The organism is Rhizobium sp. BK312 (genome assembly GCF_014193605.1).
Lineage (GTDB): Bacteria > Pseudomonadota > Alphaproteobacteria > Rhizobiales > Rhizobiaceae > Rhizobium.
Map to the genome: position 1 here is coordinate 327,003 of NZ_JACHZP010000005.1, position 22,188 is coordinate 349,190.

Sequence of the window (22,188 nt, forward strand, 5' to 3'; positions counted from 1 at the left end):
CCCATCACCTTTGTTGGGTCGCCGGCTCAATTTCATAAGGTAGCGTCTACGACCCCGCACCATAGGCCGCGATCGCGGCCATATTGACGATATCGGAATCCTTGGCCCCCATCGATGTGATCTGCACCGGCTTGTCGAGGCCGACGAGCAGCGGGCCGATGACGGTGGAGCCGCCGAGCTCCTGCAGCATCTTGGTGGAGATCGCCGCAGAGTGGAAAGCGGGCATGACAAGCACGTTTGCCGGTCCGGATAGCCGCGAGAAGGGATAGAGGCTTTCCATGAGCTTGCGGTCCAGCGCCACATCGGCGGCCATTTCGCCGTCGAACTCAAAATTGACGTAGCGCTTGTCGAGAATGTTCACCGCTTCGCGCACCCGCTCGGAGCGTTCGCCCGGGGGATGTCCGAAGGTGGAGTAAGCGAGCATGGCGACGCGCGGCTCATAGCCCATGCGCCGTGCGAAGCCGGCAGCTTCCTCGGCGATATCGGCCAGTTCTTCCGAGGTCGGCATGTCATGCACGGCGGTATCGGCGACGAAGACGGTGCGGCCGCGGGCAAGCACGATTGATATGCCGATGACGCGGTGGCCCGGCTTGGCGTCGATGCAGCGGCGCACGTCGCCGAGCGCGGTCGAATAGTTGCGGGTGACGCCCGTCACCATGCCGTCGGCATCGCCCAATGCGACCATGCAGGCGGCAAAGTGATTGCGGTCGTTATGGATCAGGCGGATCACGTCACGATGCAGGTAGCCCTGGCGCTGCAGCCGGGCATAGAGATAATCGATATAGGCATCGCCCCGCTTCGAGATGCGAGCATTGACGATCTCGAGGCCGGGGCGGTTGAGATCGATACCGGCGCGTTCGGCGGTCGCCTGGATCAGATCTTCGCGGCCGAGAAGGATCGCCGTGCCGAGCCCCTGATTGGCGTAGGAGAGGGCGGCGCGCATGACCTGCTCCTCTTCCGCTTCGGCAAAGACGATGCGCTTCTGATGTCGGCGCACTCGTTCGTAGAGCTGCGCCAGCGTCGAGGCGATCGGATCGCGCCGGGCCGAGAGTTCGCGTGCATAGGCTTCCATGTCTGCTATTTCGCGGCGCGCTACGCCGCTCTCGATCGCAGCTTTTGCGACAGCTACGGGGATTGCCGAGATAAGGCGCGGGTCGAAGGGCACGGGGATGATATATTGCGCGCCGAAGCGCGGCCTTGCGCCCTGATAGGCGGCGACCACATCATCGGGCACGTCTTCGCGCGCAAGACTGGCCAAGGCTCTCACGGCGGCGATCTTCATCTCGTCATTGATAGTGGTGGCGCGCACGTCGAGCGCACCGCGGAAGATATAGGGGAAGCCGAGGACGTTGTTGACTTGGTTCGGATAGTCCGAGCGCCCCGTCGCCATGATGGCGTCGTCGCGGATGCGGGCGACTTCCTCCGGCGTGATTTCCGGATCGGGATTGGCCATGGCGAAGATGATCGGCCGGTCGGCCATGGAGCGGATCATGTCTTCGGAGAAGGCATCCTTCTGCGACAGGCCGAACACGACGTCGGCGCCCTTCATGGCTTCCGCTAGCGTGCGCTTGTCGGTCTTGACCGCATGAGCCGACTTCCACTGGTTCATGCCCTCGCTGCGGCCCTGATAGATCACGCCCTTCGTGTCGCAAAGGGTGACGTTCTCCGGATTGAAGCCCATCGACTTGATCAGCTCGATGCAGGCGATGGCGGCAGCGCCCGCGCCGTTGCAGACGAGCTTGGTGGTCTTGAGGTCGCGCCCTGTCAGCTCCAGTGCGTTGATGAGGCCGGCGGCGGCGATGATGGCGGTGCCGTGCTGGTCGTCATGGAACACGGGGATATCCATGAGCTCGCGCAGGCGCTGCTCGATGATGAAGCAGTCGGGTGCCTTGATGTCTTCCAGATTGATGCCGCCGAAGGAGGGGCCGAGATAGCGCACGCAATTGATGAATTCGTCGACATTCTCGGTATCGATCTCGAGATCGATCGAATCGACGTCGGCGAAGCGCTTGAAGAGGACCGACTTGCCTTCCATGACCGGCTTGGACGCGAGCGCGCCGAGATTGCCGAGGCCGAGAATGGCTGTTCCGTTGGAAATGACGGCGACCATATTGCCACGCGTGGTATAGTCGTAGGCGGTGGCCGGATCGGCAGCGATCGCCTTCACGGGGACGGCGACCCCGGGCGAATAGGCAAGCGAAAGATCGCGCTGGGTCGCCATCGGCTTGGTCGGGTTGATCTCAAGCTTGCCGGGACGGCCGTTCCTGTGGAAGTCCAATGCTTCCTGATCGGTGATCCCCGTTCCCGGACGCGACTTGCTCTTGCTCTCAGCCATTGTTCCTCCAAACCTCCTGTGGGCGACCGGTCCCTCTTGCCCGATAGCTGTTGTCTTCTATAGCGGCGCGCGGATAGGGTGACACCTCATTTTTTTGGAAAAACTGCACCTCCGTGAACGAACGTATTAACGCCAGCATCGATGCTTTCTCGGCCGCCGAGCTTGCCTCGGAGGAAAGCCGCGCCTCGGCTACTCCGATGATGGAGCAATATATCGAGATCAAGGCGAACAATCCCGGTTCGCTTCTGTTCTACCGCATGGGCGACTTCTACGAGCTGTTCTTCGAAGACGCCATCGATGCCTCGCGTGCGCTTGGGATCACGCTGACGAAGCGCGGTCAGCACATGGGACAGGATATCCCAATGTGTGGCGTGCCTGTTCACGCCGCCGATGATTATCTGCAAAAGCTGATCGCCCTTGGTTTCCGCGTCGCCGTCTGCGAGCAGGTAGAAGATCCGGCGGAAGCCAAGAAGCGCGGCGGCAAGTCGGTGGTGCGGCGCGATGTCGTGCGTCTGGTGACGCCAGGCACGATCACCGAAGAGAAGCTGCTTTCGCCCTCCGAATCCAACTATCTCATGGCGCTCACCCGCATTCGCGGTGGCGCCGAGCCGCAGCTGGCGCTCGCCTGGATCGATATTTCGACTGGTGTCTTCCGCCTCGCCGAGACGGAGGCGTCAAGGCTGCTCGCCGATATCCTGCGCATCGATCCGAGAGAGCTGATCCTGCCGGATACCATGTTCCACGATCCGGAATTGAAGCCCGTTTTCGATATACTCGGCCGGACTGCCGTTCCGCAGCCGGCGGTGCTCTTCGATAGTGCCAGCGCTGAGGGGCGAATCACCCGTTACTTCGGCGTGTCGACGCTCGATGGTTTCGGCACGTTCACCCGCGCGGAACTGGCCGCCGCCGCCGCCGCGATTGCCTATGTCGAAAAGACCCAGCTTGCCGAGCGACCGCCGCTGGGGTTGCCGGAGCGCGAAAGCGGCGCCTCCACGCTTTTCATCGATCCCGCCACCCGCGCCAATCTGGAGCTGGTGCGCACGCTCTCCGGTGATCGCAACGGCTCGCTCCTGAAGGCGATCGATCGCACCGTGACCGGCGGCGGTGCTCGCCTCCTCGCCGAGCGGCTGATGTCGCCGCTGACCGACCCTGTCCGTATCAATGAGCGTCTGGATTCGATCGGCTTTCTGACCGAGGAGCCGTCGCTCTGCAGCGATTTGCGTTCGGCATTGAAGCATGTGCCTGACATGCCGCGCGCCCTGTCGCGCCTCGCACTCGATCGCGGCGGCCCGCGCGATCTCTGGGCGATCCGCCAGGGCTTGGCAGCCGCAACCGACGTTGCCCGCATGCTCGGAACTGCACTTCTGCCGGAAGAGCTGAAGGCTGCATTGACCGGGCTCGTTGCCTTGCCCGCCGATCTTGAAGCGATGCTCGCCGCGACACTTGCCGACGAGCTGCCGTTGCTGAAACGCGACGGCGGTTTCTTGAGAGAAGGGGCGAATGCCGAGCTCGACGAAGTGCGGGCGCTCCGCGATCAGTCGCGCCGCGTCATAGCGGGCCTGCAGCTGCAATATGCCGAGGAGACCGGCATCAAGTCGCTGAAGATCAAGCATAACAATGTGCTCGGCTATTTCATCGAGGTCACAGCCGGCAATGCTGGTCCGATGACGGATACAAGCGAAGCCAAGGCGCGCTTCATCCATCGCCAGACCATGGCGAATGCCATGCGTTTCACCACGACCGAACTTGCCGATCTCGAAAGCCGCATCGCCAATGCCGCTGACAAGGCACTGGCGATCGAGCTCGAGGCCTTCGACCGTATGGTCGCGGCCGTGGTGGCTGCTGCCGAGGCGATCAAGGCGGGCGCCCGCGCGCTGTCCGTGATCGATGTTGCAGCCGGCCTTGCGCTCCTTGCCGAGGAGCAGGCCTATTGCCGACCCATCGTCGATGGCAGCCGCATGTTCGCCATCGAGGGCGGTCGCCATCCGGTGGTGGAGCAGGCGCTCCGTCGTCAGGCCGGCGGTCCGTTCGTCGCCAACAATTGCGATCTCTCGCCGAAGTCCGGCGGCAAGGATGGCGCCATCTGGCTCCTGACCGGCCCCAACATGGGCGGTAAATCGACCTTCCTGCGTCAGAATGCTTTGATCGCCATTCTCGCGCAGATGGGCTCTTTCGTGCCGGCCGCTTCCGCCCATATCGGCATCGTCGATCGGCTGTTCTCGCGGGTCGGCGCTTCCGACGATCTGGCCCGAGGCCGTTCGACCTTCATGGTCGAGATGGTCGAGACGGCGGCGATCCTCAATCAGGCGACGGAACGCTCGCTTGTTATTCTCGACGAAATCGGCCGTGGAACCGCGACCTTCGATGGCCTTTCCATCGCCTGGGCTGCCGTCGAGCATCTGCATGAGGCCAATCGATGCCGCGGCCTTTTCGCCACGCATTTCCACGAGTTGACCGTGCTGTCGGAAAAGCTCGGCCGGCTCTCCAATGCCACCATGCGCGTCAAGGAATGGGATGGCGATGTCATCTTCCTGCATGAGGTCGGGCCGGGGGCTGCCGATCGCTCCTATGGCATTCAGGTCGCGCGTCTTGCCGGCCTTCCTGCCTCCGTGGTGGCGCGTGCGCGCGATGTCCTGACGCGGCTGGAAGATGCCGACCGCAAGAATCCGGCAAGCCAGCTCATCGATGATCTGCCTCTCTTCCAGGTGGCCGTCCGCCGGGAGGAGGCAGTTGGCCGGCGCGAGCCGTCCAAGGTCGAGGAGAGGCTTAAAGCGCTGGATCTTGACGATCTGACGCCGCGTGCCGCTCTTGACGTGCTCTATGAACTGAAGAAAACGCTTACCAAAAGCAGCTGACCACAGGCGATATTCCAAGGGCAATATGATGTATCTCGAAGTTCTTCTCGCCGAAGTCCGCATTCTGGGTGAGCGCTTCTCTCCGATCGCCGCGCGCGGCAAGATTTGCGGCGAGGGAGAGCCCCCGGATTGTGACTCCGATCGCGGCCTGCTCGATATTACGCTGTCCTGCAGCCGCATTTCCGATATTTGCTCGAAGATCGCCAAGGCCGGCTATTGGGAATGCGAGCGCGAAATGGTGACGCAGATCGGCGCCCAGTCGCGAAACATATTATATAGCTTGAACGAGCTCAGACGGGCGCTTGAGCCGGCTAGGCCCTAAAACTGCCGATTTCTGCGTCGATTGCCGTCACGCTTCGTCAACTTTGGCCCGGTAGAAATCATGGAAAGACCAGGCCCAGAATGCCTGTGTTAATCGCGGGTCAAAGAGGCTATAGCGCATGCAGACGAAAAAACAGGCGCGCCGGCAACGGGCCGCGGTCAGCGAAGAGAAAGCCGATCGGCAGAGCATGGAAACGCATCATATCGATTTTTCGACCATTCTCGATGTATCCGCGCTGAAGGCGGAGTGCGAGGCTCTCGCCAAACGCGGTCTGGACAAGAATGAAGAGCGCTCCGTGCTGCTGGCGCTGTTGAAAAAGGCAAGCCAGGATGGACGGGAAGAAGCACGGCAATTGCTGATGGCCGACGGCAGCGGGCTCAATTGCGCGCACCGGATTTCCTGGCTGCAGGACCAGATCATCACCGTCATCTACGATTTCACCGTCCGCCACGTCTATCCGAAGCAGGCAGGCGCCTTCTCCGTCACCGCCGTCGGCGGTTATGGCCGCGATACGCTGGCGCCGGGCTCCGATATCGACCTTCTCTTCCTTTTCCAGCCAAAGCCGGCGAGCGAGACGCACAAGGCGGTCGAATTCATTCTCTATATGCTTTGGGACATGGGCTTCAAAGTTGGCCACGCCACGCGCACGGTCGAGGAGTGCATCCGAGAGGCCAAGTCCGACATGACGGTGCGCACCGCCATCCTCGAAACCCGCTATATCTGCGGCAATGTCGCGCTGGAGCGCGAGCTGCAGGCGCGCTTTGACAAGGAAATCGTCACCAATACCGGCCCGGAATTCATCGCCGCCAAGCTCGCCGAACGCGACGAGCGCCACCGCAAGGCAGGCGACACCCGCTATCTGGTCGAGCCGAACGTCAAGGAAGGCAAGGGTGGCCTGCGCGACCTGCACACGCTGTTCTGGATCTCGAAATATTATTATCACGTGCGAGATCCCGCCGAGCTGGTGAAGCTCGGCGTGCTCTCGAAGCAGGAATATCGTCTCTTCGAGAAGGCCGAGGATTTCCTCTGGGCCGTGCGCTGCCACATGCATTTCCTGACGGGCAAGGCGGAGGAGCGGCTTTCCTTCGATATCCAGCGCGATATTGCCGCAGCCCTCGACTATAACGCCCGCCCGGGCCTTTCGGCCGTCGAGCGGTTCATGAAGCACTATTTCCTTGTCGCCAAGGATGTCGGCGATCTCACCCGCATCCTCTGCGCCGCATTGGAGGACCAGCAGGCGAAGGCCACTCCGGGCCTCACCGGCGTCATCAGCCGCTTTGCCAACCGTTCGCGCAAGATCCCCGGCACTGTCGAGTTCGTCGAGGATCGCGGCCGCATCGCGCTTGCCAATCCCGATGTCTTCAAGCGCGATCCGGTCAGTCTCATCCGGCTGTTCTTCGTTGCCGATATCAACGGCCTCGAATTCCATCCGGATGCGTTGAAGCGCGTCACCCGCTCGCTGAGCCTGATCGACAACGATCTGCGCGAGAACGAGGAGGCGAACCGGCTCTTCCTGTCCATCCTCACCTCAAAGCGCGATCCAGCTCTGATCCTGCGCCGCATGAACGAGGCCGGCGTGCTCGGCCGCTTCATTCCGGAATTCGGCAAGATCGTCTCGATGATGCAGTTCAACATGTATCACCACTATACTGTGGACGAGCATCTGATCCGCGCCGTCGAGGTGCTGTCGGAGATCGACAAGGGCAAGGCTGAGGATATTCATCCGCTCACCAACAAGCTGATGCCCAATATCGAGGATCGCGATGCTCTCTATGTCGCCGTCCTGTTGCACGATATCGCCAAGGGCCGCGAGGAGGATCATTCGGAAGCCGGTGCCGCAGTTGCACGCAAGCTCTGCCCGCGCTTCGGCCTTTCACCGAAGCAGACGGAGCTGGTGGTTTGGCTGATCGCGGAGCATCTGACCATGTCGATGGTCGCCCAGACGCGCGACTTGACCGACCGCAAGACCATCATCGATTTCGCTGACCGGGTGCAGTCGCTCGACCGGCTGAAGATGCTGCTGATCCTGACCGTCTGCGACATCCGCGCCGTCGGCCCTGGCGTCTGGAACGGCTGGAAGGGTCAGCTGCTGCGCACGCTCTATTATGAAACCGAGCTGCTGCTGTCAGGCGGTTTCTCCGAAGTGTCGCGCAAGGAACGCGCCGAAGCTGCCGCCGAAGCGCTGGAACACGCACTTGCCGATTGGAGCCAGAAGGAGCGCAAGGCCTACGTCAAGCTGCACTATCAGCCCTATCTGCTGTCCGTGCCGCTGGAAGATCAGATCCGCCATACGCAGTTCATGCGTGAATCCGACAAGGCGGGCAAGGTCCTCGCCACGATGGTACGCACCGACAGCTTCCATGCCATCACCGAGATCACCGTGCTCTCGCCCGACCATCCGCGTCTTTTGACCGTGATCGCCGGCGCCTGCGCCGCGGCCGGGGCCAATATTGCCGATGCGCAGATCTTCACGACATCGGATGGCCGCGCGCTCGACACGATCCATGTCAGCCGCGAATTCCCCGATGATGCCGATGAGCTGCGTCGCGCCGCCACGATAGGCAAGATGATCGAGGACGTGCTGGCCGGCCGCAAGCGGCTGCCGGAGGTCATCGCGACGCGGACGAAGAACCGCCGCAAGAACAAGGCTTTCGTCATCCCACCGTCTGTCATCATCACCAACAGCCTCTCCAACAAGTTCACGGTCATCGAGGTCGAATGCCTCGACCGGCCCGGCCTGCTGTCGGAAATCACGGCCGTTCTTTCGGACCTGTCGCTCGATATCCAGTCGGCGCGCATCACCACTTTCGGCGAGAAGGTCATCGATACCTTCTATGTGGCCGATCTGGTGGGGCAGAAGATTTCCAACGAGAACAGGCGAGCCTATATCACCGCCCGTCTGAAAGCCGTCATGGCCGGCGAGGAGGATGAAATGCGCGAGCGCATGCCCTCCGGCATCATCGCGCCCGCCGCCACGCGCGGCGTCGCCGTCGAAAAGTCAGACACCGAGAAGAAAGCCGGTTCAGCCGCATGAGCCTAGTCAAGAAATTCATCACCGTCGGTGGCGCGACGCTCGGCAGCCGCATCTTCGGCTTCGCCCGCGAAACCTTAATGGCAGCCGCCCTCGGCACGGGGCCGATGGCAGACGTCTTCTACGCCGCCTTCCGCTTTCCGAACCTCTTCCGCCGGCTGTTTGCCGAAGGTGCCTTCAACGCCGCCTTCGTGCCGCTCTTTGCAAAGGAGATCGAGGCGCACGGCATCGAGGGCGCCAAGCGCTTTTCGGAAGAAGTCTTCGGCGTTCTCTTCTCGGTCCTGCTGCTGATCACCATCGTCATGGAACTCGCCATGCCGCTCCTGGTGCGTTGGGTCATCGCGCCCGGCTTTGCCGACGATGCCGAGAAATTCGACCTGACGGTCCGGTTGGCGGCCGTGATGTTCCCCTATCTCATGTCGATGTCGCTGACGGCGATGATGAGCGGCATGCTGAATTCGCTGCATCATTTCTTCGCCGCCGCCGTCGCTCCGATCTTCCTCAACCTGGTGATGATCAGCGCGCTGTTCTACGCGATCTATTTCGGTGCCGATCCGCTGACCACCGCCTGGTACCTGTCCTGGTCGGTATTGGTGGCAGGCGTGCTGCAGCTGGCCGTCGTCTATATCGGCGTGCGTCATGCGGGCATCAGTATCGGCCTGCGCTTTCCGCGCTTCACGCCCAATGTCAAGCGGCTCCTGCTTCTTGCGATTCCAGCGGCCATCACCGGCGGCGTCACTCAGATCAATCTGGTGATCGGCCAGGCAATTGCCTCGGGCAAGGAAGGCGCGATCGCCGCCCTGCAATATGCAGACCGCATCTACCAGCTGCCGCTCGGCGTCGTCGGCGTCGCGGTCGGAATCGTGCTTCTGCCGGAATTGGCGCGTTCGCTGAAGTCGGGCCATATCAAGGAAGCCGCCAATATCCAGAACCGCTCGATCGAATTCGTGCTGTTCCTGACGCTGCCGGCCGCCGTCGCCCTATGGTTGCTCTCCGACGATATCATCCGCGTGCTTTACGAGCGCGGCGCCTTTAACGCAAACAATACAACGCTGGTCGGCTCCATCCTCGCCATCTTCGGCCTGGGCCTGCCGGCTTTCGTTCTGATCAAGGCCTTGCAGCCCGGCTTTTATGCCCGCGAAGATACGAAATCGCCGATGCGCTACACGGCGGTCGCCGTCGCCGTCAATTCGGCGCTGTCCATCCTGCTTTTCCCGGTGCTGGCCGAACGCGGCATTGCGCTCGCCGAGGCGGTTGCCGGATGGCTGAACGCTGTACAGCTCTTCGTTACGCTCTATCGCCGCGGGCATCTTGTCTGGGAATGGTCGCTGGTGCGCCGCACCGTCATGCTGCTCGTCTCCTCCGCCGTCATGGGCGGCGTCATCGTATATTTGTCTCATCGGTGGGAGCCGCTTCTGGGGTCCGGCGCGACGCTGCTCACCAAGACCGGCGTCTTGGGCCTGCTCATATTGATTGCGATGGCGGTTTATTTCATTATGGCCTTCCTGATCGGCGGCGTGGATTTGGGCATGGTACGCCGCAATTTGAAGCGCAAGCGGGCGAAACCCATTTCGGACGCGGAAGTCGTGAACGGGGACTAATCAAACTCCTTTACCCCGATCCTTCCAGCAATTGGGGTGAGAGGATGATTTTGCCAGAAAGGAGCCCTCTCATGCCCCAATCCCTCTTCCTCGTCGCCCTGGTTGTCGATGATTACGACCGTGCCAAAGCCTTCTATTGCGATGCCCTTGGCTTCGAGTGCTTGGCTGACGAGGTGCAGCCGGAGGGCAAGCGCTGGGTTGTCGTGAGGCCGAAAGGCGGGGAAGGGGCAGCGCTCCTGCTGGCCCAAGCTGCCAGTGACAGCCAGCGCGCAGCGATCGGCAACCAGACCGGCGGCCGCGTCGGCTTCTTTCTCAAGACCGACGATTTCGCCCGCGATCACGCCGCGATGAAGGCAAAGGGCGTGCGTTTTCTGGAGGAGCCGCGCCAAGAGGTCTATGGCACGGTGGCCGTCTTCGCCGATCCCTATGGCAACACCTGGGACCTGATCCAGCATTCTTCGTGAAACTCTGTCACATGGCCTCTTGATCCCCGCCGATCCCGCGTGCATAAGCCGCTCGAAACCAGGGGTCGAGTGTAAGCTCGCCCAGGCCCTCCACAAGCCTTTTGAGGACGACATGACCGAATTCAAGCCGCTCGTATTCTCCGGCGTCCAGCCGACCGGCAATCTCCACCTCGGTAACTATCTCGGCGCGATCCGCAAGTTCGTGGCCCTGCAGGCCAACAACGACTGCATCTATTGCGTCGTCGACATGCATGCGCTGACGGCGCAGCTCGTCCATGAGGACATGCCGAACCAGACGCGCTCGATCACCGCGGCCTTCCTTGCCGCCGGCATCGACCCGGAAAAGCATATCGTCTTCAATCAGTCGGCCGTGCCCGGCCATGCCGAGCTCGCCTGGATCTTCAACTGCGTCGCCCGTATCGGCTGGATGAACCGCATGACGCAGTTCAAGGACAAGGCCGGCAAGGACCGCGAGCAGGCCTCGCTCGGTCTTTACGCCTATCCGAGCCTGATGGCCGCCGACATTCTGCTCTATCGCGCTACCCATGTTCCCGTCGGCGACGACCAGAAGCAGCATCTGGAGCTGACTCGCGACATCGCGATGAAGTTCAATCTGGACTACATGGAGCATATCCGCCGCACGGGCTACGGCATTGACATAACCGTCGGCGACGAGCCGGTGCATGCCTATTTCCCGATGGTCGAGCCGCTGATCGATGGCCCGGCGCCGCGCGTCATGTCGCTGCGTGACGGCACGAAGAAGATGTCGAAATCCGACGCATCGGACCTCTCACGCATCAACCTGCTCGATGATGAGGAAAACATCTCCAAGAAAATCCGCAAGGCCAAGACCGATCCGGATGGCTTGCCGAGCGAAATCGCCGGTCTCGCCGGTCGCCCCGAGGCCGACAATCTGGTGGGCATCTACGCGGCCCTTGCCGATAAGTCGAAGGCGGAGGTTTTGTCCGAGTTCGGCGGTCAGCAGTTCTCGGTCTTCAAGCCGGCGCTGGTCGATCTCGCCGTACATGTGCTCTCGCCGATCACGACGGAAATGCGCCGCCTGATGGCCGATCCCGGCCATATCGACGCCGTTCTGCGCGATGGCAGCGCCCGCGCCCGCGCCCGCGCCGACGTGACCATGAAGCAGGTTCGCGACATTATCGGTTTTCTCTATTGATGTTATCGTCATGCAAGCCTCTCGGTCGCAAAACGGGGGCTTGCAAAACGCCGCCTTCAGGTGTCAGAGTCGCCGCATGGTTTCAAAACGTCTCTCTCGGCTCGAAGGTCATCGCCGCAAGTTCATGGCGGTCATCGACGGCACGCCCGAGTGCCAGCGCGCCGTCCATTATGCCGGCCGGCGCGCCAAGAACTCCAATGGCGGCCTCGTTCTGCTCTATGTGATTCCCGAGGGCGACTTCCAGCAATGGCTTGGCGTCGAGGAGATCATGCGGGCGGAAGCGCGCGAGGAAGCAGAGGCAGCAACGGCAAAGGCGGCGCAGGCCGTGCGCGAGAATGTCGGGATTGACGCCGAAATTGTCATTCGTGAGGGATCGGCCGCAGAGCAGATCAATGCCTTGATTGAAGAGGATCGGGACATCGCGCTCCTCGTTCTTGCGGCGGGGTCTGCCAAGGAAGGTCCCGGTCCGCTGGTTTCGTCGATCGCCGGTCGCGCAACCGCTTTTCCGATCCCGGTGACGGTGCTTCCGGACACGCTGAGCAACGAGGAAATCGACGCTCTGAGTTGATGGATCGACGCCATTTCTTGAGAAACATTCTCTTGAATAGAATGGCCAAAAGGCCTATCTTCTTTTGAAATATTCTAAAGTCGGGACAGGGTTTTCGCCTGCCGCATGGAGATCAAGATGTTCATTCAGACCGAAGCGACGCCGAACCCCGCGACCCTCAAGTTCCTGCCGGGCAAGGTGGTGATGGAAAACGGCACGGCCGAGTTCCGTAGCGCCGAGGAAGCCGAAGCTTCGCCGCTGGCTGCCCGCCTCTTCGAAATCCCGGGCGTCATCGGCGTTTACTTCGGCTACGACTTCATTTCCGTTTCCAAGGAAAATCAGGAATGGCAACATCTGAAGCCCGCTATCCTCGGTTCGATCATGGAGCATTTCATGTCCGGCAAGCCGGTCATGGGCTCGGCGTCGGTTCTCTCCGAAGTGCAGGATGCCGGCGGCGAATTCTTCGATGAAGGCGATGAATCGATCGTGCTGACCATCAAGGAGCTGCTGGAGACGCGTGTTCGTCCGGCCGTTGCCCAGGATGGCGGCGACATCACCTTCCGCGGCTTCCGTGACGGCAAGGTATATCTCAACATGAAGGGTTCCTGCGCCGGTTGCCCGTCCTCGACGGCGACGCTGAAGCATGGCGTGCAGAACCTGCTGCGCCATTTCGTGCCCGAAGTTCAGGAAGTCGAAGCCGTTTAATATTCAGGCTTTTCGGAAAATTTGACATGATCGTACTGGCGCTCGACACGGCAGGTGTGGATTGCGCTGCCGCTGTGTATGATAGCGGCAGTGATTCTGTGATGGGGGAGGTCACGGAAACGATCGGACGGGGGCATGCCGAGCATCTGATGCACGTTGTCGACGGAGCGCTGGCGAAAGCCGGCGTAGCGCTTTCGGCGATCGAGCGTGTCGTCGTGACCGTCGGCCCCGGTTCCTTCACCGGCATCCGCATCGGCGTTGCAGCCGCACGCGGATTTGCACTTTCCCTCAATGTTCCAGCAGTCGGCATCACGACCCTCGAGGTCATGGCCGCGACCGCCAGAGCACAGAATCCGGGCAAGTCGGTTCTGGTTGCCATCGATGCCAAGCGCGAGGAGATCTATCTCCAGAGCTTCGGTGCCGATGGCAACCCGCTGGACGAGGCTCGGGCCGTGACGATCGACGAAGCGCGGGCAATCGCCGGCGCCTTTGATGGTATCGTCACTGGAACGGCCGTCGCCCGGTTAAGCGACGCGCCGCCTGCGGAGCGGCCAGACGCATTTCCGATTGCCATCGTCGCCCGGCTGGGCGCTGGCAAGCCTGCCGGCGAAAAGCCGAAGCCGCTTTATCTTCGCGGACCCGATGCCAGACCGCAGGCCGGATACGCAGTTGCCAGGCAATAGACATGCTCGAATCTTATCTGACCTTGAAAGCCGAATACGAAATCGTCCCGATGGAACTGAAGGATTGCGCCGAAGTGGCGCTCCTACATGGCGAACGGTTCCCGCGGGTTTGGGACGAGACTGAATTTCAGGGTCTCCTTTCGCAGGAGACCACCTTCGGCTTCGTCGCCCGTCAGACCAATGCCATCCTCAAAAAGGCGCTTCCCGGCTTCGTGCTGGCTCGGCATGTGGCGGGTGAGGGCGAAATCCTGACAATCGCCGTCAACGCCAAACTCGGACGCTCCGGCCTTGGCTGGCGCCTCATGCAAGCGGCTTTGCGTGAAACCCGCAATCGCGGTGGCGAAACCATGTTTCTCGAAGTCGACGGCAGCAATCAGCCGGCCCTCGGCCTTTATCGCAAGCTCGGTTTCGAGACGGTCGGTGAGCGCAAGGCTTACTATGTCGGCGAAAACGGCCAGAGGTCGACGGCGCTTGTCATGCGCCGCGTTCTTCGCTAGTCCCTTGTCACAGTCCCAACAGACCGAAGACAGCAATCGATGGATGATGCCGTAAAATCCCTGGAGGAGCTTTGCGCCGAGCGTGGCATGCGCATGACGGACCAGCGCCGGGTCATTGCGCGCATCATCGAGAGCTCCGGCGATCACCCGGATGTCGAGGAGCTCTATCGACGCTCCGTGCAGGTGGATGCCAAGATATCGATCTCCACTGTGTACCGCACCGTCAAACTGTTCGAGGACGCCGGCCTTCTTGCCCGCCACGATTTTCGCGATGGCCGCTCCCGCTACGAGACCGTGCCGGAGGAACATCACGATCACCTGATCGACCTGAAAAGCGGCGCGGTAATCGAATTCCATTCGCCGGAGATCGAGGCTTTGCAGGAACGCATTGCCCGTGAACATGGCTTCAAACTCGTCGACCACCGGCTGGAGCTTTACGGCATCCCGCTGAAGAAGGACGAAGGTTGACGTGAAGGCTTTCATGCAGGAGCGAACGATTTGATGACCTGGCTGCGCATCGGCTGTGCCGCCGTGGTCATTGGCGTCGTCAGCGCGGTGATGCTGCCGCTGCAGATCCTCTGCCTGCGCTTTGATTGGAAGCTTCGGCGCTATCTGCCGCGCTATTGGCATCGCATCGTCTGCTATTGGCTTGGCGTGCGCATCCACGTGGTCGGCAAGATGGAGACGAGCCGGCCTCTCATGTTGGCGTCCAACCACTCGTCCTGGCTCGATATTCTCGTACTTTCGGCAGTCGCCGATGTCTCTTTCATCGCCAAGTCGGAGGTGCGGGACTGGCCGGTCTTCGGGCTTTTCGCACAATGGCAGAAGAGCGTCTTTGTCGAGCGCGAACAGAAGCGCAAAACCGGCGAGCAGGTGAATGAGATCGCCGACCGCATGGCAGACGGCGAAATCATGGTGCTGTTTCCCGAGGGGACGACCTCGGACGGCAATCGGCTGCTCGAAGTCAAATCCTCGCTGTTCGGTGCTGCCGCTGCCGCCCTGCCGAAGACGCCGGATGCCGTCGTGCATGTCCAGCCGGTCGCGGTCGCCTATACTCGCGTCCATGGAACGCCGATGGGCCGCTATTATCGCCCGCTGACGGCGTGGCCCGGTGATATCGAGCTTGTGCCGCACCTGAAGGGCATCATCCAGTGCGGTGCCATCGATGTCGACGTCTGTTTCGGCGAGGCGGTGGATTATCGCGCCGGCACCAATCGCAAGGAAGTCAGTGCCACTATCGCCAAGCGGATCCGTAATATGCTTGCCAGCCGCCTGCTCGGGCGCGAGATCGCCTGATTTCCAGGTGATTCCAACTTTTCCATTTTCTCCGAAGGCAAAAGCCACTACATAGCGGCCCATGACAAAGGACAGCCTGACCCTCGACGCCCCGGCGACCGACACTCTGCAGCTCGGCCCCCGCGACGGCTCCAACAGCCGCAAGGTTTTCATCAAGACCTACGGCTGCCAGATGAACGTCTATGATTCCACGCGGATGAGCGATGCGCTTGCCCGTGACGGCTACGAGCCGACCGAGGACATGGAAGAGGCCGATCTCGTCCTTTTGAATACCTGCCATATCCGTGAGAAGGCGGCCGAAAAGGTCTATTCCGCGCTTGGCCGCCTGCGCGAAATGAAGAAGCGCAAAGCCGCCGACGGCCGCGAGATGATGATTGGCGTTACCGGCTGCGTTGCTCAGGCCGAGGGCGAGGAAATCCTGCGTCGCGCGCCTGCCGTCGATGTCGTCATCGGTCCGCAGACCTATCATCGCCTGCCGGACGCGCTGCGTCGCGCCAAGGAAGGCCAGCGCGTCGTTGACACGGAATATGCGATCGAGGACAAGTTCGAACACCTGCCGATCGCAGAGAAGGCGAAGATCCGTGCCCGCGGCGTCACTGCCTTCCTGACGGTGCAGGAAGGCTGCGACAAGTTCTGCACCTTCTGCGTCGTGCCCTATACGCGCGGCTCCGAAGTCTCCCGCCCGGTCTCCCAGATCGTCGAGGAGGCCGAGAAGCTGGTGGATGGCGGCGTTCGCGAGATCACGCTGCTCGGCCAGAACGTCAATGCATGGCACGGCATCGGCCCGAAAGGCGAAGCTTGGAGCCTCGGCGACCTCCTCTATCGCCTGGCGGAAATCCCTGGTCTCGCGCGCCTGCGCTACACGACCAGCCACCCGCGCGACATGGACGATCGCCTGATCGGCGCACATCGCGACCTGCGGACGCTGATGCCCTATCTGCATCTTCCGGTTCAGGCCGGCTCGGATCGCATCCTGAAGGCGATGAACCGGCGACATACGGCGGCCGAATACCTGACGCTTGTCGAGAAGATCCGTACTGCACGCCCGGATATCGCCCTTTCTGGTGACTTTATCGTCGGCTTCCCGGGGGAGACAGACCAGGATTTTGAGGATACACTGAAGCTCATCGAGGAGGTGAATTATGCACAGGCCTTCTCGTTCAAATATTCGACGCGGCCGGGCACGCCCGGTGCGGAGCTGAAGGATCAGGTGCCCGAAGAGGTCAAGACCGAGCGGCTGGAGCGATTGCAGGCGTTGCTCCTGCGGCAGCAGCATGCGTTTGCGGAGGCTTGCGTCGGCAAAACAGTGGATATCCTTCTGGAAAAGCCGGGCCGGATGCCGGGCCAGTTGATTGGACGCTCCCCTTGGCTGCAATCTGTGAATGTTGATGCAAAAGCATCGCAAATCGGTGACATTATAAACGTACGAATCACCGGAACCAGCACCAACAGCCTTTTCGCTGAATTGCTCTAGGTTCCGGACGGACCAAAGGAGCCGCACCGCTTGAACGGACAGGAATTGGTTTCTTCTTCATCGCGCCAGCCCCGCATCGCGAGCGACGCCAATCACTTCACCCTGACGTTCGAAAACAATCGGTTCGCCAGCGAACTTTTTGGGCAGTTCGACCAGAATCTGAAGCTTCTGGAGGAGCGCCTCGGCATAGACGCGCGCGCTCGCGGCAATTCCGTCGTCATAACAGGCGATGTGCTGGCCACCAATCAGGCGCGCCGCACGCTCGATTACCTCTATGACAAGCTGCAAAAAGGCGGCAATGTAGAGCGTTCCGATGTGGAAGGGGCAATCCGCATGGCGGTTGCCGCCGACGATCAATTGACGCTGCCGACCATGGAGAGAAAAGCCAAGTTGACGATGGCGCAGATTTCGACGCGCAAGAAGACGATCATTGCGCGCACGCCGACGCAGGATGCCTATATGCGGGCACTGGAGCGGTCTGAGCTCGTCCTCGGTGTCGGCCCTGCCGGTACCGGCAAGACCTATCTCGCCGTCGCGCATGCTGCCCAGCTCTTGGAGCGCGGTGCGGTGGAAAAGATCATCCTGTCGCGCCCGGCCGTCGAAGCCGGCGAGCGTCTCGGCTTCCTGCCCGGCGACATGAAGGAAAAGGTCGATCCCTATCTGCGCCCCCTCTATGACGCGCTTTACGACATGATGCCCGGCGACAAGGTCGAACGTGCCATAACAGCAGGCGTCATCGAGATCGCGCCGCTCGCCTTCATGCGTGGCCGCACGCTTGCCAATGCCGCCGTCATCCTCGACGAAGCGCAGAACACGACATCCATGCAGATGAAAATGTTCCTGACGCGTCTCGGCGAAAATTCGCGGATGATCGTGACGGGCGATCCGAGCCAGATCGACTTGCCGCGCGGCGTCAAGTCCGGCCTGGTCGAAGCGCTCGAGCTGCTGAATGGCGTCGAGGGCATCACCATCGTCCGCTTCAAGGATACGGACGTCGTCCGCCATCCGCTGGTGGCGCGCATCGTCCGGGCCTATGATTCCACCTATGCCGCAAAGGCCGAGGAGAGCGATCCGCAGATCTGATCTGCGGCCCGAAAGCTCATGGCCGAACTCGACATACAGATCAGCGTGGAGGAGGGCGATTGGCCCTCAGAAGAAATATTGCAGTCGCTTGCCGAGCGCGTGCTGGGCGAAGCTGCAAATTATCTCAAGAAAAACGAGAAGCAGCCATTTCCAAAAATGGCGCCCGAATTGTCGCTGGTTTTCACCGACGATGCCTCGATCCGCGAGATCAATGCGGAATGGCGCTCTCAGGACAAGGCGACGAACGTTCTTTCTTTTCCAGCTTTTCCGCTTGAACCCGGTGGCACGCCCGGCCCCATGCTGGGCGATATCATCATCGCCAGGGAAACGGTGGAGCGTGAGGCGGTGGAGCTCGAAAAGAGTTTTGACGACCATCTCACGCATTTGATGGTGCATGGTTTCTTGCATCTCTTCGGCTACGACCATATGAATAATAGCGAAGCCGAAAGAATGGAGGGGCTGGAGACTCGCATTTTGGCTGGTCTTGGCCTATCTGATCCCTATGCGGGACAAGACCCCATTTGATCTGAACCCTGTCTGACCAGGAACAATGAGCGACTTTACGACGAGATCGGCCCCCGAGGCCAAAGACGGAGCCGATGCAGCCTCCTCCGACGAGGTAGGCAGTAGTAGCAACGGCAAGCGATCCCACTCTTCCTTTTGGGCACGTGCCGCGCGCATTCTGCGCCCGGCACAAGATTCCGCCCGGTTGCGCGAGGACCTTGCCGACGCGCTGATGACCAACGCGGCCGGCGACGACGCCTTCTCCGCGGACGAGCGGGCGATGCTGCACAATATCCTGCGCTTCCGCGAGGTGCGCGTCGAGGATGTCATGGTGCCGCGCGCCGATATCGAGGCCGTGGACCAGAATATCACCATCGGCGAGCTGATGATCCTCTTCGAGGAAAGCGGCCGTTCACGCATGCCCGTCTATGCCGATACGCTGGATGATCCGCGTGGCATGGTGCATATCCGCGACCTGCTGTCCTATGTCGCCAAGCAGGCTCGCAACAAGCGCCGCAGTGGCAGTGCTAAGACGGCGGCCACCGCAACGGCAGCACCTGCGGCCGAAAAGCCGGTGCGGTCCGCCAAGCCAAATTTCGATCTTTCGCGCGTCGATCTGCAGAAGACGCTGGCTGAGGCCGGCATCATCCGCAAGATCCTCTTCGTGCCGCCCTCGATGCTCGCCTCCGACCTGCTGCGCCGCATGCAGGTCAACCGCACGCAGATGGCCCTCGTCATCGACGAATATGGCGGCACGGACGGTCTGGCCTCGCATGAGGACATCGTCGAAATGGTCGTTGGCGATATCGACGACGAGCATGATGATGAAGAAGTCATGTTCAAGCGCGTCTCCGAGGACGTCTTTGTTGCCGACGCCCGTGTCGAGCTGGAGGAGATCGCCGCTGCGATCGGTCCTGATTTCGATATCGCCGAGCAGGTGGACGAGGTGGATACGCTTGGTGGCCTGATCTTCTCCGCGCTCGGACGCATTCCCGTGCGCGGTGAGGTGGTGCAGGCGCTTCCGGGCTTCGAGTTTCATATTCTCGATGCCGATCCGCGCCGCATCAAACGGGTGCGCATCACACGCAAGCGTCATGCCGTCCGGCGTCGTCCAGCAAAGCTCGAGGGCGAAGCGGGAACGTCTGAACGCGGCTTGCTGGCCCACGAAGCGATCGCCGAGGAAATGCCAACCGAACGCAATGCCGCCAGCCAATAAATGGCGCTTCAGCGGGACAAATCGCTGCTTTTTTGAAAGACTGCCGCCAGTTGATTCGCGATTGGACGGAGCTGGCGCATGGAATGGCTTTCGGGCAAGGTGATCCTCGTCTGGGGTTTCAAACGTGCGTTGCTTGCAATCCTTGCCGGAGCCATCGGGGTGCTGGCGCTGCCGCCCTTCGGCTTCTTCGCGGCGATGTTCATTTCTTTCACGCTGCTCGTTTGGCTGCTGGATGGCGTTGCTGCCGGCCCGGATAGCGGTCTGCTCGGGCGTCTGTGGCCGGCTTTCTTCACCGGTTGGCTGTTCGGCTTCGGTTATTTTGTCGCCGGCCTCTGGTGGCTCGGCCACGCGCTGCTGATCGATGCCGACGAGTTCGCCTGGGCCTTGCCGCTCGCGATCCTCGGTCTTCCCGCCTTCCTGGCCGTCTTCTACGGCGTTGCGACCATGCTTGCCCGCATCCTGTGGTCCGATGGCATGGGACGCATCGCCGCGCTTGCCTTCAGCTTCGGCATTCTAGAATGGCTGCGCAGCTTTCTTTTCACCGGCTTTCCCTGGAATGCCATTGGCTATGGCGCCATGCCCATTCCGCTGATGATGCAATCGGCGCATGTGATCGGGGTGCTCGGGGTCACCGTGCTTGCCGTCTTCGTCTTCGCGGCACCGGCATTGCTCGGCACGCGCCAGGGCCGGGTGCCGGGGCTTGGGCTTGCCGTTCTCATCGTTTCAGCCCATTTCGGCTATGGCTATTATGCACTGAGCCAGCCGGAGGCGCCGTTGGCAGGTGTGAAGACGGCGCCTGTCGTGCGCATCGTCCAACCTTCCATCGACCAGGAAGCCAAGATGGACACCGCCGCCGATCGCGCCGCCATCTTCGACAGGCACCTGGCACTTTCCGTGCAGCCGCCTGCCAATGGCGGCAAGCGGCCTGATATCATCGTCTGGCCGGAAACGGCCGTGCCCTTCATCCTCACCGACAATCGCGACGCGCTCGCCCGCATCGCCGATCAGCTCGATGACGACCAGATCCTGATTACCGGCGCCGTCCGCATCGAAGATATGGGACCCGGCGTCGATCCGCGCTATTACAACTCCATTTACGTCATCGATGGGCGAGGTCAGATCATCGGGGCCTCCGACAAGACCCATCTGGTTCCTTTCGGAGAATACGTCCCCTTCGAACATATCCTCGGCTATCTCGGCATCGAAAATGTCATCGAACTGCCGGGAGGGTTTTCGGCGGCCGCCAAACGGGAATTGCTGAGCATGCCGGATGGTCTGAAATTCTATCCGCTGATCTGTTACGAGATCATTTTTCCGAACGAGATGACCCCGGAGATCAGGCAGGCCAACGCCATCCTTAACGTTACGAACGACGGCTGGTTTGGCGATACGCCAGGCCCATACCAGCATTTCCTGCAGGCAAGAGTGAGAGCGGTGGAGCAGGGATTACCGCTGATTCGGAGCGCCAATACTGGTATTTCAGCATTTGTTGATGCACACGGACGTCTGCTTTCTGGTATCGATTATAACCAGCAAGGCTTTATTGACGCTACTCTGGGTGGCGCAACCGTTTCGCGCATCGACGATAAGGCCAGAAAAACATACTTTTGGTTGATCATCGCTGCAGCCGGTATGATCGCTGCGATTTCGCGCATGGGTTTTATTTTTAGGGTGAATTGACCAAAAAACCCTAAAATTGCATAGTGCTAGACATCCGCCTTTTGAACGTAGACTGGAGGCCTTGGGGGCATCGGCTGCAACGTAGCGTTATAGGGGTGGAGAAGGGTACCGGGTGGCAGGTCCTGAATTCAACCTATGTTAGGGTAAAATGATGATAGAGAATAAAAAGAAGCCGAACCCCATCGACATTCATGTCGGTAGCCGCATACGCCTCCGCCGCACGATGCTTGGTATGAGCCAGGAGAAGCTCGGCGAAAGCCTCGGAATTACGTTTCAGCAGATTCAGAAATACGAAAAAGGCACCAATCGCGTCGGCGCCAGCCGCCTCCAGAACATCTCCAGCATCCTCAATGTCCCGGTCTCCTTCTTTTTCGAGGACGCGCCGGGTGAGCACGCAGCCGGTGCCGGCGGCATGGCCGAAGCATCCAGCTCCAACTACGTCGTCGACTTTCTGTCTTCTTCCGAAGGATTGCAGCTTAACCGCGCCTTCGTGAAGATTTCCGATGGCAAGGTCCGACGCAAGGTTGTCGAATTGGTCAAGGCACTCGCGGCCGAGGCTGACGCTGAGTAAGCAGTACTTCGAAAGCAAGCGAAGATCGAGAAAGTCGGGAGGCGGCCGTTTTGGCCGCCTTTTCCCTATTTAAGGCAAAATTTTATCACTTTGGCGGGGATATAAAGATATATTTATGTCCTTGTGCGACTTGTTTTTCACGCCGGA

19 protein-coding genes are annotated in these 22,188 nt (G+C 60.9%); 18 read left to right on the top strand and 1 reads right to left on the bottom strand.

The window, feature by feature from the left end; genetic code table 11:
• Window positions 1-46: 46 nt before the first annotated feature.
• Window positions 47-2,335: an NADP-dependent malic enzyme gene (locus FHT85_RS16480; RefSeq protein WP_112409799.1), complete on the bottom strand. Its 2,289-nt coding sequence runs from the start codon at window positions 2,333-2,335 to the stop codon at window positions 47-49.
• 197 nt (window positions 2,336-2,532) lie between these two features.
• On the opposite strand from FHT85_RS16480, the gene mutS reads away from it, so the two are divergent.
• The 18 genes from mutS (at window position 2,533) to FHT85_RS16570 (ending at window position 22,041) form a co-directional block, all read left to right on the top strand.
• The gene (gene mutS / locus FHT85_RS16485; RefSeq protein WP_210293726.1) at window positions 2,533-5,190 is read left to right on the top strand and encodes a DNA mismatch repair protein MutS; all 2,658 of its coding nucleotides are present in this window, start codon (window positions 2,533-2,535) and stop codon (window positions 5,188-5,190) included.
• A 25-nt stretch (window positions 5,191-5,215) separates the two neighbouring features.
• The gene (locus FHT85_RS16490) at window positions 5,216-5,512 is read left to right on the top strand and encodes a hypothetical protein (RefSeq protein ID WP_246780010.1); all 297 of its coding nucleotides are present in this window, start codon (window positions 5,216-5,218) and stop codon (window positions 5,510-5,512) included.
• Between the two features lie 118 nt (window positions 5,513-5,630).
• A complete protein-coding gene (locus FHT85_RS16495; protein WP_112409802.1) occupies window positions 5,631-8,546 on the top strand; it encodes a [protein-PII] uridylyltransferase in 2,916 nt (971 codons plus the stop codon).
• Window positions 8,543-10,144: a murein biosynthesis integral membrane protein MurJ gene (murJ, locus tag FHT85_RS16500; RefSeq protein WP_112409803.1), complete on the top strand. Its 1,602-nt coding sequence runs from the start codon at window positions 8,543-8,545 to the stop codon at window positions 10,142-10,144. The genes FHT85_RS16495 and murJ overlap by 4 nt, the downstream gene beginning before the upstream one ends.
• 71 nt (window positions 10,145-10,215) lie before the next feature.
• Complete coding sequence (locus FHT85_RS16505; protein ID WP_112409804.1) at window positions 10,216-10,608, top strand: VOC family protein; 393 nt, start codon at window positions 10,216-10,218, stop codon at window positions 10,606-10,608.
• A gap of 112 nt (window positions 10,609-10,720) precedes the next feature.
• Complete coding sequence (gene trpS, locus FHT85_RS16510; protein ID WP_112409805.1) at window positions 10,721-11,785, top strand: tryptophan--tRNA ligase; 1,065 nt, start codon at window positions 10,721-10,723, stop codon at window positions 11,783-11,785.
• A gap of 76 nt (window positions 11,786-11,861) precedes the next feature.
• Window positions 11,862-12,353 carry a universal stress protein gene (locus tag FHT85_RS16515; RefSeq protein ID WP_015338625.1) on the top strand — a complete coding sequence of 164 codons (492 nt, stop codon included), beginning with the start codon at window positions 11,862-11,864 and terminating at the stop codon, window positions 12,351-12,353.
• A gap of 117 nt (window positions 12,354-12,470) precedes the next feature.
• A complete protein-coding gene (locus tag FHT85_RS16520) occupies window positions 12,471-13,037 on the top strand; it encodes a NifU family protein (RefSeq protein WP_112409902.1) in 567 nt (188 codons plus the stop codon).
• A 26-nt stretch (window positions 13,038-13,063) separates the two neighbouring features.
• Window positions 13,064-13,720, top strand: coding sequence for a tRNA (adenosine(37)-N6)-threonylcarbamoyltransferase complex dimerization subunit type 1 TsaB (gene tsaB / locus FHT85_RS16525; protein ID WP_112409806.1), 657 nt, complete (start codon window positions 13,064-13,066; stop codon window positions 13,718-13,720).
• 2 nt (window positions 13,721-13,722) lie between these two features.
• Complete coding sequence (locus FHT85_RS16530) at window positions 13,723-14,217, top strand: GNAT family N-acetyltransferase (protein WP_112409807.1); 495 nt, start codon at window positions 13,723-13,725, stop codon at window positions 14,215-14,217.
• 39 nt (window positions 14,218-14,256) lie between these two features.
• Window positions 14,257-14,685 carry a Fur family transcriptional regulator gene (locus tag FHT85_RS16535; protein ID WP_112336673.1) on the top strand — a complete coding sequence of 143 codons (429 nt, stop codon included), beginning with the start codon at window positions 14,257-14,259 and terminating at the stop codon, window positions 14,683-14,685.
• 30 nt (window positions 14,686-14,715) lie between these two features.
• Window positions 14,716-15,513, top strand: coding sequence for a lysophospholipid acyltransferase family protein (locus FHT85_RS16540; protein ID WP_112336672.1), 798 nt, complete (start codon window positions 14,716-14,718; stop codon window positions 15,511-15,513).
• Window positions 15,514-15,574: 61 nt separating this feature from the next.
• On the top strand, window positions 15,575-16,987 hold the full coding sequence (miaB, locus tag FHT85_RS16545) for a tRNA (N6-isopentenyl adenosine(37)-C2)-methylthiotransferase MiaB (RefSeq protein ID WP_112409808.1): 1,413 nt from the start codon (window positions 15,575-15,577) through the stop codon (window positions 16,985-16,987).
• 30 nt (window positions 16,988-17,017) lie between these two features.
• On the top strand, window positions 17,018-18,070 hold the full coding sequence (locus FHT85_RS16550) for a PhoH family protein (protein ID WP_015338632.1): 1,053 nt from the start codon (window positions 17,018-17,020) through the stop codon (window positions 18,068-18,070).
• An 18-nt stretch (window positions 18,071-18,088) separates the two neighbouring features.
• Window positions 18,089-18,595, top strand: a complete 507-nt coding sequence (ybeY, locus tag FHT85_RS16555) for an rRNA maturation RNase YbeY (RefSeq protein WP_112336670.1) — start codon at window positions 18,089-18,091, stop codon at window positions 18,593-18,595.
• A 25-nt stretch (window positions 18,596-18,620) separates the two neighbouring features.
• Entirely contained in the window at window positions 18,621-19,790 is a 1,170-nt protein-coding gene (locus tag FHT85_RS16560; RefSeq protein ID WP_112398463.1) for a hemolysin family protein, read from the top strand.
• Between the two features lie 78 nt (window positions 19,791-19,868).
• The gene (gene lnt / locus FHT85_RS16565; RefSeq protein ID WP_112336668.1) at window positions 19,869-21,470 is read left to right on the top strand and encodes an apolipoprotein N-acyltransferase; all 1,602 of its coding nucleotides are present in this window, start codon (window positions 19,869-19,871) and stop codon (window positions 21,468-21,470) included.
• Between the two features lie 151 nt (window positions 21,471-21,621).
• Entirely contained in the window at window positions 21,622-22,041 is a 420-nt protein-coding gene (locus FHT85_RS16570; protein ID WP_041677790.1) for a helix-turn-helix domain-containing protein, read from the top strand.
• The last annotated feature ends 147 nt before the right edge of the window (window positions 22,042-22,188 follow it).

What these genes read in the sequence shown, in the direction of transcription:
- FHT85_RS16480 (WP_112409799.1), bottom strand. Translation starts at nt 2,335, where the DNA reads ATGGCTGAGAGCAAGAGCAAGTCGCGTCCGGGAACGGGGATCACCGAT.
- mutS (WP_210293726.1), top strand. Translation starts at nt 2,533, where the DNA reads ATGATGGAGCAATATATCGAGATCAAGGCGAACAATCCCGGTTCGCTT.
- FHT85_RS16490 (WP_246780010.1), top strand. Translation starts at nt 5,216, where the DNA reads ATGATGTATCTCGAAGTTCTTCTCGCCGAAGTCCGCATTCTGGGTGAG.
- FHT85_RS16495 (WP_112409802.1), top strand. Translation starts at nt 5,631, where the DNA reads ATGCAGACGAAAAAACAGGCGCGCCGGCAACGGGCCGCGGTCAGCGAA.
- murJ (WP_112409803.1), top strand. Translation starts at nt 8,543, where the DNA reads ATGAGCCTAGTCAAGAAATTCATCACCGTCGGTGGCGCGACGCTCGGC.
- FHT85_RS16505 (WP_112409804.1), top strand. Translation starts at nt 10,216, where the DNA reads ATGCCCCAATCCCTCTTCCTCGTCGCCCTGGTTGTCGATGATTACGAC.
- trpS (WP_112409805.1), top strand. Translation starts at nt 10,721, where the DNA reads ATGACCGAATTCAAGCCGCTCGTATTCTCCGGCGTCCAGCCGACCGGC.
- FHT85_RS16515 (WP_015338625.1), top strand. Translation starts at nt 11,862, where the DNA reads ATGGTTTCAAAACGTCTCTCTCGGCTCGAAGGTCATCGCCGCAAGTTC.
- FHT85_RS16520 (WP_112409902.1), top strand. Translation starts at nt 12,471, where the DNA reads ATGTTCATTCAGACCGAAGCGACGCCGAACCCCGCGACCCTCAAGTTC.
- tsaB (WP_112409806.1), top strand. Translation starts at nt 13,064, where the DNA reads ATGATCGTACTGGCGCTCGACACGGCAGGTGTGGATTGCGCTGCCGCT.
- FHT85_RS16530 (WP_112409807.1), top strand. Translation starts at nt 13,723, where the DNA reads ATGCTCGAATCTTATCTGACCTTGAAAGCCGAATACGAAATCGTCCCG.
- FHT85_RS16535 (WP_112336673.1), top strand. Translation starts at nt 14,257, where the DNA reads ATGGATGATGCCGTAAAATCCCTGGAGGAGCTTTGCGCCGAGCGTGGC.
- miaB (WP_112409808.1), top strand. Translation starts at nt 15,575, where the DNA reads ATGACAAAGGACAGCCTGACCCTCGACGCCCCGGCGACCGACACTCTG.
- ybeY (WP_112336670.1), top strand. Translation starts at nt 18,089, where the DNA reads ATGGCCGAACTCGACATACAGATCAGCGTGGAGGAGGGCGATTGGCCC.
- FHT85_RS16560 (WP_112398463.1), top strand. Translation starts at nt 18,621, where the DNA reads ATGAGCGACTTTACGACGAGATCGGCCCCCGAGGCCAAAGACGGAGCC.
- lnt (WP_112336668.1), top strand. Translation starts at nt 19,869, where the DNA reads ATGGAATGGCTTTCGGGCAAGGTGATCCTCGTCTGGGGTTTCAAACGT.
- FHT85_RS16570 (WP_041677790.1), top strand. Translation starts at nt 21,622, where the DNA reads ATGATAGAGAATAAAAAGAAGCCGAACCCCATCGACATTCATGTCGGT.